We start from the raw sequence: 15,600 nt of genomic DNA, 5'->3' as shown, positions 1-15,600 counted from the left end.
ATTTCAATCCGATGCCTGAAGGCTCAAACGCGCCCACCCTAACGTGTGTCGCGATCCAGCCATTGCTGGGCCAAGGCTCGGGCCTTGGTATCAGCCTCAAATACCGCTCCCAGGTCATTTACAGCCACGACTGGCTCAAGATTCAGGACGTCCTCGATGATACTCGCGATCTGCGGAAAGCGGATGCGCCGTTCGAGAAACGCCGCCACGGCCACTTCATTGGCCGCATTGAGCATGGCCGGCGCGCTGTTACCCGCCTCGGCCGCTTGCCGCGCCAGACGCAGGCACGGAAAACGCTGCTCGTCCGGGGCTTCGAAGTCCAGGCGCGCAATCGCAAACAGGTCCAGGGGCGCTACGCCGGAATCGATCCGCTCCGGCCAGGCCAAGGCATTGGCGATCGGCGTGCGCATATCCGGGTTGCCCAACTGCGCCAACACCGAACCGTCCACGTAATCGACCAAAGAGTGGATCACACTTTGCGGATGGATCACCACCTCGACCTGATCAGGCCGTGCATCGAACAACCAGCACGCCTCGATCAGCTCCAGGCCTTTGTTCATCATGCTCGCCGAATCCACGGAAATCTTGCGCCCCATGGACCAGTTCGGATGAGCGCAGGCCTGATCGGGAGACACATGCTCAAGCTCAGCCAGCGGAGTCTGCCGGAAGGGGCCACCGGACGCCGTCAGCAGAATCCGGCGCACACCGACCTGGCTCAAGCCGCGGGCGAAATCCCCGGGCATGCACTGGAAGATTGCGTTGTGCTCGCTGTCCAGCGGCAGCAGGACCGCCCCACTCTTGCGCACGGCTTGCATGAAGAGTGCGCCAGACATGACCAGGGCTTCTTTATTGGCCAGCAGAATTTTCTTGCCGGCATCGACTGCCGCCAGGGTAGGACGCAACCCCGCCGCGCCGACAATCGCCGCCACCACGGTATCCACATCGGCGTCGGCCGCCACCTGGCACAACCCCGCTTCCCCGACCAGCACCTGGGTGGTCAACCCCGCAGCCCGCAGATCATCCTGCAGCCCACGGGCCGCCGCGGCCTCAGGCACTACGGCAAAGCGCGGTGAGTGGCGCACGCACAAGGCCAGTAATTCGCGCAAACGCGTGAAGCCGGTCAGGGCGAAAACCTGGTAACGATCCGGGTGACGAGCGATGACATCCAGGGTACTCAGCCCCACGGAGCCGGTCGCGCCCAGTACGGTAACCTGCTGCAGGCCGCTCACGAAGCGATCATCCACAGCAACACCGCGAAGATCGGCAGCGCGGCAGTGAGGCTGTCGATGCGATCCAGCACGCCACCATGACCCGGCAGCAGGTTACTGCTGTCCTTGATCCCGGCCTGGCGCTTGAACATGCTCTCGGTAAGGTCACCCACCACCGAGATAAACACGACGATAGCGGTGCCCAGCAAGGCCAGCAGAATCTCTTTCACCGACCAGTCACGCACCAAACCGACCACCAGCGTGATCAGTAGCGTCAAGGCCAGGCCACCGTATACGCCTTCCCAGCTCTTGCCCGGGCTGACGGCCGGAGCCAACTTGCGCTTGCCAAATGCGCGACCAGAGAAGTAGGCGCCGATATCGGCCCCCCATACCAGCACCATCACGGCCAGGATCAATTCATTACCGATGGGGTAGCGCTTGATTTCCACCAGCCCTTGCCAGGCCGGCAGCAGGATCAGCAAGCCGATCACCAGCTTGCAGGCCACGCTGGACCATTGACCGCTGGTGCGTGGGTAAGTCAGCACCAGGAATGTTGCCAACGCCCACCACAGCACCGCCGCCCCCAATACCCAGGGTGCGATGTCCGGCAGGATGTACATCAGGAACAACAACACCGCGACCACTGCGGCGTACGCCACACGCGGCAACTGGTTGCCGAAGCCTGCCAGGCGCGCCCATTCCCAGGCACCCAGGCTCACGACCAGACCGATAAACAGCGCAAAGCCGGACCCTTCAAGCAGGAAGAAACCGCACAAGGCAATCGGCAGCAGGATCAGCGCCGTGATGATTCGTTGTTTAAGCATTTAAACCCGGGCTCCAGCTTCGATCTGCTCGCTCGTTTTACCGAAACGACGCTGACGGGAAGCGAAATCGGCCAGCGCATTGCGCATGGCATCGTGTTTGAAGTCCGGCCAGAACAGGTCGGAGAAGTACAACTCGGTATAGGCTAGCTGCCACAACAGGAAATTGCTGATGCGATGCTCACCACCGGTACGGATACACAAGTCCGGCAACGGCAGGTCGCCGGTCACCAGGCAGGTTTGCAACAGTTCGGGCGTGATGTCGTCGGGGCGCAGATGGCCGGCCTGCACTTCGCGGGCAAGCCGTTGCGCAGCCTGGGCGATATCCCACTGGCCGCCGTAATTGGCTGCGATCTGCAGCACAAAACGATTACTGCCTGCGGTGATAGCCTCGGCTTCGCGCATGGCCACTTGCAGTTCCGGGTGGAACCGCGAGCGATCACCAATGATGCGCAGACTGATGTTGTTGTCATTGAGGCGCTTGGCCTCACGACGCAGCGCCTTGAAAAACAGGTCCATCAAGGCACTGACTTCGTCGGCGGGCCGCTGCCAGTTCTCACTGGAAAAGGCGAACAAGGTCAACACTTCGACCTTGGCCTCGGCGCACACCTCAATCACCGCCCTTACCGCGTCAACACCCGCTTTATGCCCGGCAACACCCGGCATAAAGCGTTTTTTCGCCCAGCGATTATTCCCATCCATGATGATCGCGACATGGCGCGGCACCACGGAGGGCACAGTCTGCTTGGTCTTTTCCATAAAGGCGTCCTGACCCCTTATACGGCCATCAGGTCCTTTTCTTTTTCTTCGGTAGCCTGGGTGATCTTGGCTTCGGCGTCCTTGGTCAACTTGTCGATATCAGCAACGGCACGACGCTCTTCGTCTTCGCTGATTTCCTTGTCCTTGACCAGCTTCTTCAGGTCACCCAACGCATCGCGACGGATGTTACGCACGGCAACGCGCGCATCTTCAGCGGCACTGCGCGCCTGCTTGGTGAAGCCCTTGCGGGTTTCTTCGGTCAGGGCTGGCATGGAGATCAACAACAACTCGCCGAGGTTGGTCGGGTTGAGGTTCAGACCGGCGCTCTGGATCGCCTTGTCGACTGCCGCGAGCATGTTGCGCTCGAAGGCCACGACTTGCAGGGTGCGCGAGTCCTTCACGGTCACGTTGGCCACGCCGCTGAGCGGGGTGTCGGAACCGTAGTAAGGCACCATCACGCTGCCCAGGATGCTCGGGTGCGCCTTGCCGGTACGGATCTGACCAAATGCATGGCTCAGGGATTCCAGGGATTTCTGCATACGCGCCTGGGCGTCTTTCTTGATTTCATTGATCATTGTTGGCCTTCCTCGATCAGAGTCCCTTCCGCGCCGCCGTGTACGATATTCAGCAGGGCGCCGGGCTTGTTCATGTTAAATACGCGCAGCGGCATCTTGTGGTCGCGGCACAGGCAGATAGCAGTCAGGTCCATCACACCCAGCTTGCGATCCAGCACTTCATCGTAGGTCAGATGATCGAACTTCTCGGCATGCGGGTCTTTGAATGGGTCTGCAGTGTATACGCCATCTACCTTGGTGGCTTTGAGCACCACGTCGGCATCGATTTCGATAGCGCGCAGGCACGCCGCCGAATCCGTGGTGAAGAACGGGTTGCCTGTGCCAGCGGCAAAGATCACCACTTCCTTGGAGTTCAGGTGGCGCATGGCTTTGCGGCGATCGTAGTGATCGGTCACGCCAACCATGGAGATAGCCGACATCACGATGGCCGAGATATTGGCACGCTCCAGGGCGTCGCGCATGGCCAGGGCGTTCATCACAGTGGCCAGCATGCCCATGTGGTCGCCAGTGACCCGATCCATACCGGCCGCACTCAGTGCCGCGCCGCGGAACAGATTGCCGCCGCCGATCACCAGGCCGACCTGCACACCGATACCGACCAATTGGCCGACTTCCAGCGCCATGCGGTCAAGCACCTTGGGGTCGATCCCGAACTCTTCCGAGCCCATGAGGGCCTCGCCGCTGAGCTTGAGTAGAATGCGTTTATAGCGAGCCTGATAACCACTGCCCTGCTGAGCCATTGCGAATCTCTCCTGCGGCGTATTTTTTAAAAATTCTTGGCGAGCCGTTTACGGCTTGCGTTCACTCTAGCTGGACGCTGTCACAGCGCCATCGGAACACGGCTTTGTAAGCCAGTTCCGAGAGGAAACCAAATAAAATTGGCCTTCCCATTTGAAAAGAGGCTGCGCGCGTGAGCGGGCAGCCTCTTTCGGCGACAGTTTGGGACTGTCTTATTGCTTGGCGGCAGCCAGCTGGGCAGCAACTTCTTCAGCGAAGTTGTCGACCGGCTTCTCGATGCCTTCGCCTACTTTGAAGTAAGTGAAGGAAACGATTTCAGCACCGGCTTTCTTGGCCAGTTCGCCAACCTTGATTTCAGGGTTCTTGACGAACGCCTGCTCAACCAGGCTTGCTTCGGCCAGGAACTTGCTGATACGGCCTTTGACCATGTTCTCAACAATGTTTTCTGGCTTGCCTTTGATTTTTTCTTCGTTCAGCTGCAGGAACACAGCTTTTTCGCGCTCGATCGCTTCGGCAGACACTTCCGAAGGCAGCAGGAACTCAGGGTTGCTTGCAGCAACGTGCATAGCGATGTCTTTGGCCAGCTCAACGTCGCCGCCTTTCAGAACAACTGCTACACCGATTTTGTTGCCGTGCAGGTAACCACCAACAACATCACCTTCAACGCGAACCAGGCGACGGATGTTGACGTTTTCGCCAACCTTGCCGACCAGTACCAGACGAGCTGCTTCTTGAGCTTCGATCAGAGGCTCAACAGTGGTCAGCTTGTCAGCGAAGGCTTTTTCGACGCTGGCAGCAACGAATGCCTTGAAGTCATCCTGCAGAGCCAGGAAGTCGGTCTGCGAGTTGACTTCCAGCAGAACGGCGGATTTGCCGTCTTCTTTCAGGGCGATAGCGCCTTCAGCAGCGACGTTGCCTGCTTTCTTGGCAGCCTTGATGGCGCCGGAAGCACGCATGTCATCAATGGCTTTTTCGATGTCGCCGCCGGCCTTGGTCAAGGCCTTTTTGCAATCCATCATGCCTTCGCCGGTACGCTCACGCAGTTCTTTAACCAACGCTGCAGTAATCTCTGCCATTTCAAAATCCTCTTGGATAGGTTTTCAACCATTCCACCCGATCAAACGGGCGATCAATTCTTCCCGAATTTCCGTTGTAGGCCGCTGCACGTTACAAATGATGTAGCTGCGCTGCCGACAAATGGTTTTCGAGGTGGCAAAAAGGGGGCCAAGCCCCCTTTTTGCTTACTGAGTCAACGCCAGGGCGTCAGTTACTCAGCGGCAGCTACCGGAGCTTCTTCAACGAACTGCTCGGTACCGCCAGCAACGTGGTTGCGACCACGGATTACAGCGTCAGCCATCGAACCCATGTACAGCTGGATAGCGCGGATTGCGTCATCGTTGCCTGGGATGATGTAGTCAACGCCTTCCGGGCTGCTGTTGGTATCGACTACGCCGATAACCGGGATGCCCAGCTTGTTGGCTTCGGTGATCGCGATGCGCTCGTGATCAACGTCGATAACGAACAGTGCGTCAGGCAGACCGCCCATGTCCTTGATACCACCCAGGGAACGATCGAGCTTTTCCAGGTCACGGGAGCGCATCAGCGCTTCTTTCTTGGTCAGCTTGGCGAAAGTACCGTCTTCAGCTTGCACTTCAAGGTCACGCAGACGCTTGATGGAAGCACGGATGGTTTTGAAGTTGGTCAGCATGCCGCCCAACCAGCGGTGATCGACGTACGGCGAACCGCAACGTGCTGCTTCTTCAGCAACGATCTTGCCAGCGGAACGCTTGGTGCCGACGAACAGGATCTTGTTTTTGCCCTGGGCCAGACGCTCTACGAAAGTCAGAGCTTCGTTGAACATTGGCAGGGTTTTTTCAAGGTTGATAATGTGAATCTTGTTACGCGCGCCGAAAATGTATTTACCCATTTTCGGGTTCCAGTAACGGGTCTGGTGACCGAAGTGCACACCGGCCTTCAGCATATCGCGCATGTTGACTTGGGACATGATAGTTCCTTAATAAGTCGGGTTTGGCCTCCACGTATCCCAATGACCAACCAGCGGCATCAAGGCCTCCGGCACCCAGGTCATCGTGTCGACACGTGTGTGGATTTAAGCTTTTCGGGGTATCCCCGGAAAGCGGCGCATTTTATACCACAGCAAGGGCGAAAACGAAACCCGCAATCACACCTGACCGCAGCGATCTGTGCGCAAGCCGTTGAATAGAGCGGATTTACCCCCACCCTATAGATAGAAGCGATCGTCAGGGGCTCATGGTTTACCGCCCGCGTCTGTTAGAATCGCGTTTTTTGTGGCTTGTGCGAATTCAGCAACCTTTTGTCGCACGCCCGTAAACCGTATTGATTTCAGCGCGTCGCGCTAGAGAGAGCCTGTATGACCGTTAGTTTGAAAACCGCCGAAGACATCGCCGGCATGCGCATCGCCGGCAAACTGGCCGCTGACGTGCTGGAAATGATTGCAGAGCATGTAAAGCCGGGCGTCACCACCGAAACCCTGAACCAGATCTGCCACGACTATATCGTCAATGTGCAAAAGGCCATCCCTGCGCCGCTGAACTACAAAGGCTTCCCCAAGTCGATCTGCACCTCGGTCAACCATGTGGTGTGCCACGGCATTCCCGGTGACAAGCCGTTGAAGGACGGCGACACCCTGAACATCGACGTCACCGTGATCAAGGACCGCTACTTCGGCGACACCAGTCGCATGTTCCACGTCGGCAACGTGCCGGTCTGGGCCGAGCGCCTGTCCCAGGTGACCCAGGAATGCATGTACAAGGCCATCGAAATCGTCAAGCCAGGCTGCCGCCTGGGTGACATCGGTGAAGTGATCCAGAAGCACGCCGAAAAGAACGGCTTCTCGGTGGTGCGCGAATTCTGCGGCCACGGCATCGGCACGGTGTTCCACGAAGAACCACAGATCCTGCACTACGGCCGCGCCGGCACCGGCATGGAACTCAAGGCAGGCATGACCTTTACCATCGAGCCGATGATCAACCAAGGCAAGGCCGATACCAAGGTGCTGGGCGACGGCTGGACCGCTATCACCAAGGACCGCAAGCTCTCGGCTCAGTGGGAACACACGCTGCTGGTCACCGAAACCGGCTACGAGATCTTCACGTTGCGCGCAGACGACACCATTCCTCGCGTTTCGGCGTGAGGGTTGCTTCGGTTTTCCAGCTTCAACCGTGTGACTGACTCAATAGATAGATAGGAAAGCCGACCGATGCCCCAGGTGGATCCCGAACTCTTCGACCGTGGCCAGTTCCAGGCCGAGCTGGCATTGAAGGCGAGCCCCATCGCCGCCTTCAAGAAAGCCATCCGCCAGGCGCGCGAGGTGCTCGACGCGCGTTTTCGCAGTGGTCGGGACATCAGACGACTGATCGAGGACCGCGCCTGGTTCGTCGATAACATCCTGCAGAAAGCCTGGGAACAGTTCAGCTGGAGTGCAGACGCCGATATCGCCCTGGTGGCGGTCGGCGGCTACGGTCGCGGCGAACTGCACCCCTACTCCGACATCGACCTGTTGATCCTGCTGGACAGCGCCGACCACGAAACCTTTCGTGATTCCATCGAGCGTTTTCTGACATTGCTGTGGGACATCGGCCTGGAAGTCGGCCAGAGCGTGCGCTCGGTGGATGAATGCGCCGAAGAGGCCCGTGCTGACTTGACGGTGGTCACCAACCTGATGGAAAGCCGCACCATCTGCGGCCCCGAGCGCCTGCGCCAGCGCATGCTCGAAGTCACCAGCACCGCACACATGTGGCCGAGCAAGGATTTCTTCCTGGCCAAGCGCGCCGAACAGAAGGCGCGGCACCACAAGTACAACGACACCGAATACAACCTGGAACCCAACGTCAAAGGGTCCCCGGGCGGGCTGCGGGATATCCAGACGATTTTGTGGGTGGCGCGCCGCCAATACGGCACGCTGAACCTGCGCGCCCTGGCTGGCGAAGGCTTCCTGGTGGAGAGCGAAAACACCCTGCTGGCCTCGTCCCAGGAGTTCCTGTGGAAGGTGCGCTACGCCCTGCACATGCTCGCCGGGCGCTCCGAGGACCGCCTGCTGTTCGATCACCAACGCTCCATCGCCACCCTGCTGGGCTTTGAGGGCGAAGACGCGAAGACCAGCATCGAAAGCTTCATGCAACAGTACTACCGGGTGGTCATGAGCATTGCCCAGCTCAGCGACCTGATCATCCAGCACTTCGAGGAGGTGATCCTGGCCCCCGAAGACGAAGCGCCGCCGCAGCCGATCAATGCGCGCTTCCAACTGCATGACGGTTATATCGAAGCACGTAACGACAACGTGTTCCGCCGCACCCCGTTCGCCATGCTGGAAATCTTCGTGCTGATGGCCCAGCAGCCGGACATCAAAGGCGTGCGCGCCGATACTATCCGTTTGCTGCGGGAAAACCGTCACCTGATCGACGACGAATTTCGCAACGACATCCGCAATACCAGCCTGTTTATCGAACTGTTCAAGTGCCGCATCGGCATCCACCGCAACCTGCGGCGCATGAACCGCTACGGCATCCTCGGGCGCTACCTGCCGGAGTTCGGCTTTATCGTCGGGCAAATGCAGCACGACCTGTTCCACATCTACACCGTCGATGCCCACACCCTGAACCTGATCAAGCACCTGCGTAAGTTGCAGTACACCCAGGTGTCAGAGAAATTCCCACTGGCCAGTAAACTGATGGCCAAGCTGCCCAAGCCTGAGCTGATCTACCTGGCGGGCCTGTATCACGACATCGGCAAGGGTCGCCATGGCGATCACTCGGAAATCGGTGCAGTGGACGCCGAAGCCTTCTGCCAGCGCCACCAACTGCCCCTCTGGGACAGCCGCCTGATCGTCTGGCTGGTGCAAAACCATCTGGTGATGTCGACAACCGCCCAGCGCAAGGACTTGTCCGACCCGCAGGTGATCCACGACTTTGCCGGCATCGTCGGCGATGAAACCCGTCTCGACTATCTTTATGTGCTGACCGTCTCCGACATCAACGCCACCAACCCCACGTTGTGGAACTCCTGGCGCGCCAGCCTGTTGCGCCAGCTGTACACCGAGACCAAGCGCGCCCTGCGCCGCGGCCTGGAGAACCCGGTGGACCGCGAAGAGCAGATCCGCCGCACCCAAAGTGCGGCCCTGGATATTCTGGTACGCGGTGGTAACGACCCGGACGACGTCGAACAGCTCTGGTCGCAACTGGGCGACGACTATTTCCTGCGCCACACAGCCGGCGATGTGGCTTGGCACAGCGATGCGATCCTGCAGCAGCCGGCCGACGGTGGCCCGTTGGTCTTGATCAAGGAAACCACCCAGCGCGAATTCGAAGGCGGCACGCAGATCTTCATCTACGCGCCGGACCAGCACGACTTTTTCGCCGTGACCGTGGCCGCCATGGACCAGCTCAACCTGAACATCCATGACGCTCGGGTCATCACCTCCAGCAGCCAGTTCACCCTCGACACCTACATCGTGCTCGACACCGACGGCGACTCTATTGGCGATAACCCGGCGCGGGTGAAAAAGATCCGCGAAGGCCTCACCGAAGCCCTGCGCAACCCGGACGATTACCCAACCATCATCCAACGCCGGGTGCCGCGCCAGCTCAAGCATTTTGCCTTTGCGCCCCAGGTGACCATTTCCAACGACGCGCAGCGACCGGTGACGGTGCTGGAACTCAGCGCGCCGGATCGCCCGGGCCTGCTGGCGCGCATCGGCGGGATTTTCCTGGAGTTCGACCTGTCGTTGCAGAATGCCAAGATTGCGACCCTCGGCGAACGGGTGGAAGACGTGTTCTTCATCACCGACGCTGATAACCAGCCGCTGTCCGACCCTGAGCTGTGTCGCCGCCTGCAGGATGCGATCGTGGAACAATTGAGCGTGACCCAGGAACCCGGCGTTGAGCTGACCCGACTGACTATTTGAATTCTTAACTTTGTGAACACGAGTCATGTGGGAGCTGGCTTGCCTGCGATGCAGACACCTCGGTCCGTCAGGTCGACCGCAGTGATGCCATCGCAGGCAAGCCAGCTCCCACAGGGGCCGCGCTCACCGTGATAGAGGCTTATATGAACAACGCCCTTAACCAGTTGCAGCCCTACCCTTTCGAGAAACTGCGCGCCCTGCTCGGCAGCGTGACGCCGAACCCGGACAAACGCCCGATTGCACTGTCCATCGGCGAACCCAAGCACAAGTCCCCGACCTTTGTCGCCGAGGCGCTGAGCAACAACCTCGACCAGATGGCGGTGTACCCCACCACGCTGGGTACCCCTGCCCTGCGTGAAGCCATCGGCGCCTGGTGCGAACGCCGCTTCAATGTGCCCAAGGGCTGGTTGGACCCGGCGCGGAACATCCTGCCGGTCAACGGCACCCGTGAAGCCCTGTTCGCCTTCACCCAGACCGTGGTCAACCGTGGCGACGATGCGCTGGTGGTCAGTCCCAACCCGTTTTACCAAATCTACGAAGGCGCCGCGTTCCTGGCCGGGGCCAAGCCGCATTACCTGCCGTGCCTGGATAGCAATGGCTTGAACCCGGACTTCGACGCCGTCTCCCCCGACATCTGGAAACGTTGCCAAATCCTGTTCCTGTGCTCCCCAGGCAACCCGACCGGCGCGCTGATCCCGGTCGACACACTGAAAAAACTCATCGCCCTGGCCGACGAATACGACTTCGTGATCGCCGCCGACGAATGCTACAGCGAACTCTACTTCGACGAACAAACCCCACCGCCTGGCCTGCTCAGCGCCTGCGTCGAACTGGGGCGCCGGGATTTCAAACGCTGTGTGGTGTTCCATAGCCTGTCCAAGCGTTCCAACCTGCCAGGCCTGCGCTCAGGTTTCGTGGCCGGCGACGCCGACATCCTCAAGGCCTTTTTGCTGTACCGCACCTACCATGGTTGCGCGATGCCGGTGCAAACCCAGCTAGCCAGCATCGCTGCCTGGCAGGACGAGGCCCATGTACTGGCCAACCGTGACCTGTACCGCGAAAAGTTCGATGCGGTGCTGGCGATCCTCAAACCGGTGCTGGATGTACAAAGCCCGGACGGCGGCTTCTATCTGTGGCCGAAGGTGAACGGTGACGACGCGGACTTCTGCCGCGATCTGTTTGTGGAAGAACATGTGACGGTAGTACCGGGCTCTTACCTGTCCCGCGAAGTCGACGGTTTCAACCCAGGCGCAGGGCGTGTGCGCCTGGCATTGGTTGCGCCATTGGCCGAATGTGTCGAAGCGGCTGAGCGGATTCGCGATTTCATACAGCGCCGCGTTTGAGTTTCAAGCCGCTCCCACACCGTGGGAGCGGCCATTACCGATGTATCTTGCACCCATCAATGGGAACAAAGCCTGTTAAATGCTCCACCCACGTTCATCTGGTACACACGCTCAGGTGAACGACATGCCCCTCACCATCCCAACCCGTCCCGTTTCTCCTCACTCCGTGAACGCACCTCACAGTAGAGCCAAACGCGGCGTCGCCATGCCGGACAAACTATGGCCTCAACATTCAGTGCTGACCATCTCGCGACTGAACATGACACAGGAACAAAAGGATCTGGTACAGCACAACATCAATAAATGGGCGCCGCACACTAACCTCTACTTGAAATTTATTGACAGCCCTAACGGTGACATACGCATTACTGCAGACAATAACAGTCACGCCGGATGGTCAAGCGTGGGAACCGATGCAAAAAACGTCCCCCTCTCCAAACCGACCATGAGTATTGGCTTCAAAGATTCACCGGACGGCATTGCCGCGACGGTTCAACACGAATTCGGCCACGCCCTGGGTTTGAAGCATGAGCACCAGCATCCGGATCGCACACTGGACCTGAATAGACAGAATATCTATGACGAGTACGAGTCGCGTAGGCAATTCAGCTATGAGGCCGATAACAATATCATCAGGACTTTTTCACGCCCCCAGGTAACAGCCTCTGCAAACTATGATGACAAATCCATCATGCACTATGGCTTTCCTGCTTCAAGACTCAACGGTGGTCCCCCCATCCCGCGCAACTTCAAACTGTCTGAAGACGATAAAAAGTTCATGCAGTCGCTTTATCCAGAAGATAAAACTCTCTTGGGCAAACTGCTCAATTCAAGCATCCGGGCAATGATCAGTTCCAGCCCTACTTAACACTTCCCAAGTTCGCTTCACTCATATCCAGATCCGCCAATACCTCGCGCAGTACATCGTCGCCAATCTGATGCTGGCGACTCAAACGGTAGAGCTCCAGGCGCTGCGCACGTAGCGCCTTGAGCCTCAGCCTGCGCTCCAGTTGATCCATTTGCAGCGCCAGTGCCTGAGCCTCGGCCGAGTCATTGAATACGTCCAACTGATGACGATACTCCGCCATCAGCCGCGCCTTGAGCTCGGTGGCCAATGCAGCCTGAGCGGCATCCGGCGTTTCGGCTTCGACGGGTTCTTCGACCTCCAACGCATGGATCGCCGCCACGGCGGTCTTTTTCCAGGCCTCGCGCACTTCGTTGTGGCGCTTCTCATCCGGACTTTTCTCCACACCACGCAACAGCAACGGCAGGGCAATGCAGGCGGCGACCAGCGATAGCAGGATGACCCCGGCGGCGATAAAGATCAGCAGGTCACGCTCAGGGAAATCCTGGCCCGGCGCCAACAGCAAGGGCACCGACATGACACCCGCCAACGTCACCGCACCGCGGACACCGCCGACGGTCAGCAACCAGCAGGAGCGCGCCGTCGGCACCAGGGTCAGCGCGCTTTTGCCACGCAGCCTGCGCAGCAACCCCGACAGCCGCCAGATGCTCTGCACCCAGATAAACCGCAGCACCACCAGCACCAGAAAGATCGCCACCACGTCCAGGCAGCGGTACAACAGGGTGGGCCACAGGGTGGTTTCGTGGCTGACCACAGCCTTGATGATGTCCGGCAGTTGCAGGCCGAGCAGCAGGAAAATCAGGCCATTGAAGGCAAACTCCAGCAGCGACCAGACGCTGCGGTTGAGCAACCGCGTACTGGTCTGGCGCGGCAGCAGGTCGAGCCAGCTCTGCATCATGCCCGCCGCCACCGCCGACAAAATGCCCGAAGCGCCCAGACGCTCAGCCAACACGTAGGCAGCAAAGGGCAACAACAGCATGAACACCACATGGGTCGCGGGGTCATCCCAGCCCCGTGCAATCATCCACGCGCGCAGACGGCCGACCAGCCAGCTCAACGCCACCCCGACCGCCAAGCCGCCCACGGCGACCAATACAAAGGTCAGGCTGGCATCCGCCAGGGAAAACACCCCAGTCAACGCCGCCGCCAGGGCAAACTTGAAGGTCACCAGGCCTGACGCGTCATTCATCAGCGCCTCGCCTTGAAGCATGTGCATCAGCGGTTTAGGCAAGCGATTCTGAGAAATGGCCGACACCGCCACGGCATCCGTTGGGGATAAAACCGCCGCAAGGGCAAAGGCCACCGGCAAGGGGATCGAGGGCAGCAACCAATGAATGAAGTAGCCGGCGCCGACCACGGTAAACAGCACCAGGCCCACCGCCAATGTCAGAATCGGGCCACGCAGGCGCCACAGTTCGCGCTTGGGCATGCGCCAGCCATCGGAAAACAACAGCGGCGGCAGGAACAGAAACAGGAACAGCTCCGGATCCAACGCCACATGCAGCCCCAATGTGGGCCAGGCCAGCAAGGCGCCGGCGGCAATCTGTAGCAAGGGCAACGGTAGCGGGATGATGCGTCCGACCAGACGCGAAAAGCTGACCAGCATCAGCAGGATAAGAACGGTGTAGGCGGTTTGCATAACGCGGGTTTCCCGGACAATCGACTTGCAACGACACATCAGGCAACAACTGGCCGTTGAAGTGCCATATTACCCCGCTATGTTACTCGCCTAAGCCGCGCACCGGCTTTTGCACAAAAGTCGCAGGATGCTGACGAGCGGCGCCGAAACCGGCTGGTCGTGGCATAATCCGTGATCTTTCATTTTTCATTGGTCCAAAGGGGGGCAATTCCTTGACCGCTTCAAGCAAAACCCTGCACCTTTTCGGCATCAAAGCCTGCGACACCATGAAAAAGGCGCGCACCTGGCTCGATGAGCACGCGCTGAGCTACGAGTTCCATGACTACAAAACGGCCGGTATCGACCGTGAACACTTGACCCAATGGTGCAACGAGCACGGTTGGCAGGTGGTTTTGAACCGTGCGGGCACCACCTTTCGCAAACTCGAAGACGAACGCAAAGCCGATCTCGATCAGTCGAAAGCCATTGAATTGATGCTCGCACAACCCTCGATGATCAAGCGCCCGGTGCTCGATCTCGGTGACAGAACCCTGATTGGCTTCAAGCCAGATAGTTATTCGGCGGCCCTCAAGTAGGCCAGCCTTCCATTTTTGTAGAGGTAACAGCATGTCCAATTCCCTGTTCAGCCTGGGCTTCGGCGTCGGCACTCAGAACCGCCAAGGTGCTTGGCTGGAAGTGTTTTACGCACAACCGTTGCTCAACCCGTCAGCCGAGATCGTTGCCGCCATTGCGCCGATCCTGGGTTACACCGAGGGCAACCAGGCGATCACGTTCACCATCAGCCAAGCGCTGCAACTGGCAGATGCACTCAAGAACGTCGACGCCACTCAAGCCGCGCTGCTGAATCGCCTGGCTGAAAGCCACACCCCACTGGTTGCCACACTGCTGGCCGAAGACGCCGCGCTGACCTCCACGCCAGAGGCCTACCTCAAGCTGCACTTGCTGTCCCATCGCCTGGTCAAGCCTCACGGCCTGAACCTGGCAGGCGTGTTCCCGCAGTTGCCGAACGTGGCCTGGACCAGCCAGGGCGCCATCGACATCGCCGAACTTGCCGAGCGCCAGCTCGAAGCGCGTCTGCGTGGCGAGCTGCTGGAAGTGTTCTCGGTGGACAAGTTCCCGAAAATGACCGACTACGTGGTACCGGCCGGCGTGCGCATCGCTGACGCTGCGCGTATCCGCCTGGGCGCCTACGTGGGCGAAGGCACTACCGTGATGCACGAAGGCTTCGTCAACTTCAACGCCGGCACCGAAGGCCCGGGCATGATCGAAGGCCGTGTATCGGCAGGTGTGTTCGTCGGCAAGGGTTCGGACCTGGGCGGCGGCTGCTCTACCATGGGCACCCTGTCGGGCGGCGGCAACATCGTGATCAAGGTGGGCGAAGGCTGCCTGATCGGCGCCAACGCCGGTACCGGCATCCCGTTGGGCGACCGCAACACCGTGGAGTCGGGCCTGTACATCACCGCCGGCACCAAGGTTGCGCTGCTTGACGAGCAGAACCAGTTGGTCAAGGTGGTCAAGGCGCGCGAGTTGGCCGGTCAACCGGACCTGCTGTTCCGCCGCAATTCCGAGACCGGTGCCGTGGAGTGCAAAACCCACAAATCGGCCATCGAACTGAACGAAGCGCTGCACGCTCACAACTAAGCAGCCACTCGATGCCACTAGCGGGCCGCACCTTCGGGTGCGGCTCGCTTATACGAGTCTTGATCAC

Annotated in this window: 14 protein-coding genes; 6 read left to right on the top strand and 8 right to left on the bottom strand. The window is 59.4% G+C overall.

Annotated elements, in window-relative coordinates:
• Positions 1 to 38 precede the first annotated feature (38 nt).
• The 7 genes from ispC to rpsB all read right to left on the bottom strand — a co-directional run bounded on the left by ispC (position 39) and on the right by rpsB (position 6,106).
• Positions 39 to 1,229 carry a 1-deoxy-D-xylulose-5-phosphate reductoisomerase gene (ispC, locus tag FW800_RS00365; protein WP_005785718.1) on the bottom strand — a complete coding sequence of 397 codons (1,191 nt, stop codon included), beginning with the start codon at positions 1,227 to 1,229 and terminating at the stop codon, positions 39 to 41.
• Positions 1,226 to 2,032, bottom strand: coding sequence for a phosphatidate cytidylyltransferase (locus tag FW800_RS00360; protein ID WP_122735318.1), 807 nt, complete (start codon positions 2,030 to 2,032; stop codon positions 1,226 to 1,228). The genes ispC and FW800_RS00360 overlap by 4 nt, the downstream gene beginning before the upstream one ends.
• On the bottom strand, positions 2,033 to 2,788 hold the full coding sequence (gene uppS, locus FW800_RS00355; protein ID WP_032877375.1) for a polyprenyl diphosphate synthase: 756 nt from the start codon (positions 2,786 to 2,788) through the stop codon (positions 2,033 to 2,035).
• Positions 2,789 to 2,805: 17 nt separating this feature from the next.
• Positions 2,806 to 3,363 carry a ribosome recycling factor gene (gene frr, locus FW800_RS00350; RefSeq protein WP_032877376.1) on the bottom strand — a complete coding sequence of 186 codons (558 nt, stop codon included), beginning with the start codon at positions 3,361 to 3,363 and terminating at the stop codon, positions 2,806 to 2,808.
• Complete coding sequence (gene pyrH, locus FW800_RS00345; RefSeq protein ID WP_003189161.1) at positions 3,360 to 4,103, bottom strand: UMP kinase; 744 nt, start codon at positions 4,101 to 4,103, stop codon at positions 3,360 to 3,362. Before pyrH ends, frr begins: the two co-directional genes overlap by 4 nt.
• Positions 4,104 to 4,313: 210 nt before the next feature.
• On the bottom strand, positions 4,314 to 5,177 hold the full coding sequence (gene tsf / locus FW800_RS00340) for a translation elongation factor Ts (RefSeq protein WP_005785711.1): 864 nt from the start codon (positions 5,175 to 5,177) through the stop codon (positions 4,314 to 4,316).
• Positions 5,178 to 5,368: 191 nt separating this feature from the next.
• Entirely contained in the window at positions 5,369 to 6,106 is a 738-nt protein-coding gene (gene rpsB / locus FW800_RS00335) for a 30S ribosomal protein S2 (protein WP_003189158.1), read from the bottom strand.
• A gap of 387 nt (positions 6,107 to 6,493) precedes the next feature.
• On the opposite strand from rpsB, the gene map reads away from it, so the two are divergent.
• The 4 genes from map (at position 6,494) to FW800_RS00315 (ending at position 12,256) form a co-directional block, all read left to right on the top strand.
• Complete coding sequence (gene map / locus FW800_RS00330; RefSeq protein WP_032877377.1) at positions 6,494 to 7,276, top strand: type I methionyl aminopeptidase; 783 nt, start codon at positions 6,494 to 6,496, stop codon at positions 7,274 to 7,276.
• 66 nt (positions 7,277 to 7,342) lie between these two features.
• Positions 7,343 to 10,045: a [protein-PII] uridylyltransferase gene (locus FW800_RS00325; protein WP_032877378.1), complete on the top strand. Its 2,703-nt coding sequence runs from the start codon at positions 7,343 to 7,345 to the stop codon at positions 10,043 to 10,045.
• 143 nt (positions 10,046 to 10,188) lie between these two features.
• Positions 10,189 to 11,388: a succinyldiaminopimelate transaminase gene (dapC, locus tag FW800_RS00320; protein WP_078820466.1), complete on the top strand. Its 1,200-nt coding sequence runs from the start codon at positions 10,189 to 10,191 to the stop codon at positions 11,386 to 11,388.
• Positions 11,389 to 11,512: 124 nt separating this feature from the next.
• Positions 11,513 to 12,256, top strand: a complete 744-nt coding sequence (locus tag FW800_RS00315) for a M12 family metallopeptidase (protein ID WP_446436752.1) — start codon at positions 11,513 to 11,515, stop codon at positions 12,254 to 12,256.
• Here FW800_RS00315 and FW800_RS00310 read toward each other — a convergent pair.
• Positions 12,249 to 13,892, bottom strand: coding sequence for a Na+/H+ antiporter (locus tag FW800_RS00310; RefSeq protein WP_032877381.1), 1,644 nt, complete (start codon positions 13,890 to 13,892; stop codon positions 12,249 to 12,251). The genes FW800_RS00315 and FW800_RS00310 overlap by 8 nt on opposite strands.
• 266 nt (positions 13,893 to 14,158) lie before the next feature.
• Between FW800_RS00310 and FW800_RS00305 the strand changes: the two genes are divergently transcribed.
• Positions 14,159 to 14,467: an arsenate reductase gene (locus FW800_RS00305; protein WP_241092152.1), complete on the top strand. Its 309-nt coding sequence runs from the start codon at positions 14,159 to 14,161 to the stop codon at positions 14,465 to 14,467.
• A 31-nt stretch (positions 14,468 to 14,498) separates the two neighbouring features.
• Entirely contained in the window at positions 14,499 to 15,533 is a 1,035-nt protein-coding gene (gene dapD / locus FW800_RS00300) for a 2,3,4,5-tetrahydropyridine-2,6-dicarboxylate N-succinyltransferase (protein ID WP_032877456.1), read from the top strand.
• Positions 15,534 to 15,600 lie beyond the last annotated feature (67 nt).

Source organism: Pseudomonas sp. 910_23 (assembly GCF_052850795.1).
The sequence above is the reverse complement of the archived record's forward strand: the minus strand, read 5'-3'. Positions and strand labels throughout refer to the sequence as shown.

What these genes read in the sequence shown, in the direction of transcription:
- FW800_RS00360 (WP_122735318.1), bottom strand. Translation starts at nt 2,032, where the DNA reads ATGCTTAAACAACGAATCATCACGGCGCTGATCCTGCTGCCGATTGCC.
- tsf (WP_005785711.1), bottom strand. Translation starts at nt 5,177, where the DNA reads ATGGCAGAGATTACTGCAGCGTTGGTTAAAGAACTGCGTGAGCGTACC.
- FW800_RS00315 (WP_446436752.1), top strand. Translation starts at nt 11,513, where the DNA reads ATGCCCCTCACCATCCCAACCCGTCCCGTTTCTCCTCACTCCGTGAAC.
- FW800_RS00305 (WP_241092152.1), top strand. Translation starts at nt 14,159, where the DNA reads ATGAAAAAGGCGCGCACCTGGCTCGATGAGCACGCGCTGAGCTACGAG.
- dapC (WP_078820466.1), top strand. Translation starts at nt 10,189, where the DNA reads ATGAACAACGCCCTTAACCAGTTGCAGCCCTACCCTTTCGAGAAACTG.
- map (WP_032877377.1), top strand. Translation starts at nt 6,494, where the DNA reads ATGACCGTTAGTTTGAAAACCGCCGAAGACATCGCCGGCATGCGCATC.
- uppS (WP_032877375.1), bottom strand. Translation starts at nt 2,788, where the DNA reads ATGGAAAAGACCAAGCAGACTGTGCCCTCCGTGGTGCCGCGCCATGTC.
- rpsB (WP_003189158.1), bottom strand. Translation starts at nt 6,106, where the DNA reads ATGTCCCAAGTCAACATGCGCGATATGCTGAAGGCCGGTGTGCACTTC.
- dapD (WP_032877456.1), top strand. Translation starts at nt 14,499, where the DNA reads ATGTCCAATTCCCTGTTCAGCCTGGGCTTCGGCGTCGGCACTCAGAAC.
- FW800_RS00325 (WP_032877378.1), top strand. Translation starts at nt 7,343, where the DNA reads ATGCCCCAGGTGGATCCCGAACTCTTCGACCGTGGCCAGTTCCAGGCC.
- FW800_RS00310 (WP_032877381.1), bottom strand. Translation starts at nt 13,892, where the DNA reads ATGCAAACCGCCTACACCGTTCTTATCCTGCTGATGCTGGTCAGCTTT.
- pyrH (WP_003189161.1), bottom strand. Translation starts at nt 4,103, where the DNA reads ATGGCTCAGCAGGGCAGTGGTTATCAGGCTCGCTATAAACGCATTCTA.
- frr (WP_032877376.1), bottom strand. Translation starts at nt 3,363, where the DNA reads ATGATCAATGAAATCAAGAAAGACGCCCAGGCGCGTATGCAGAAATCC.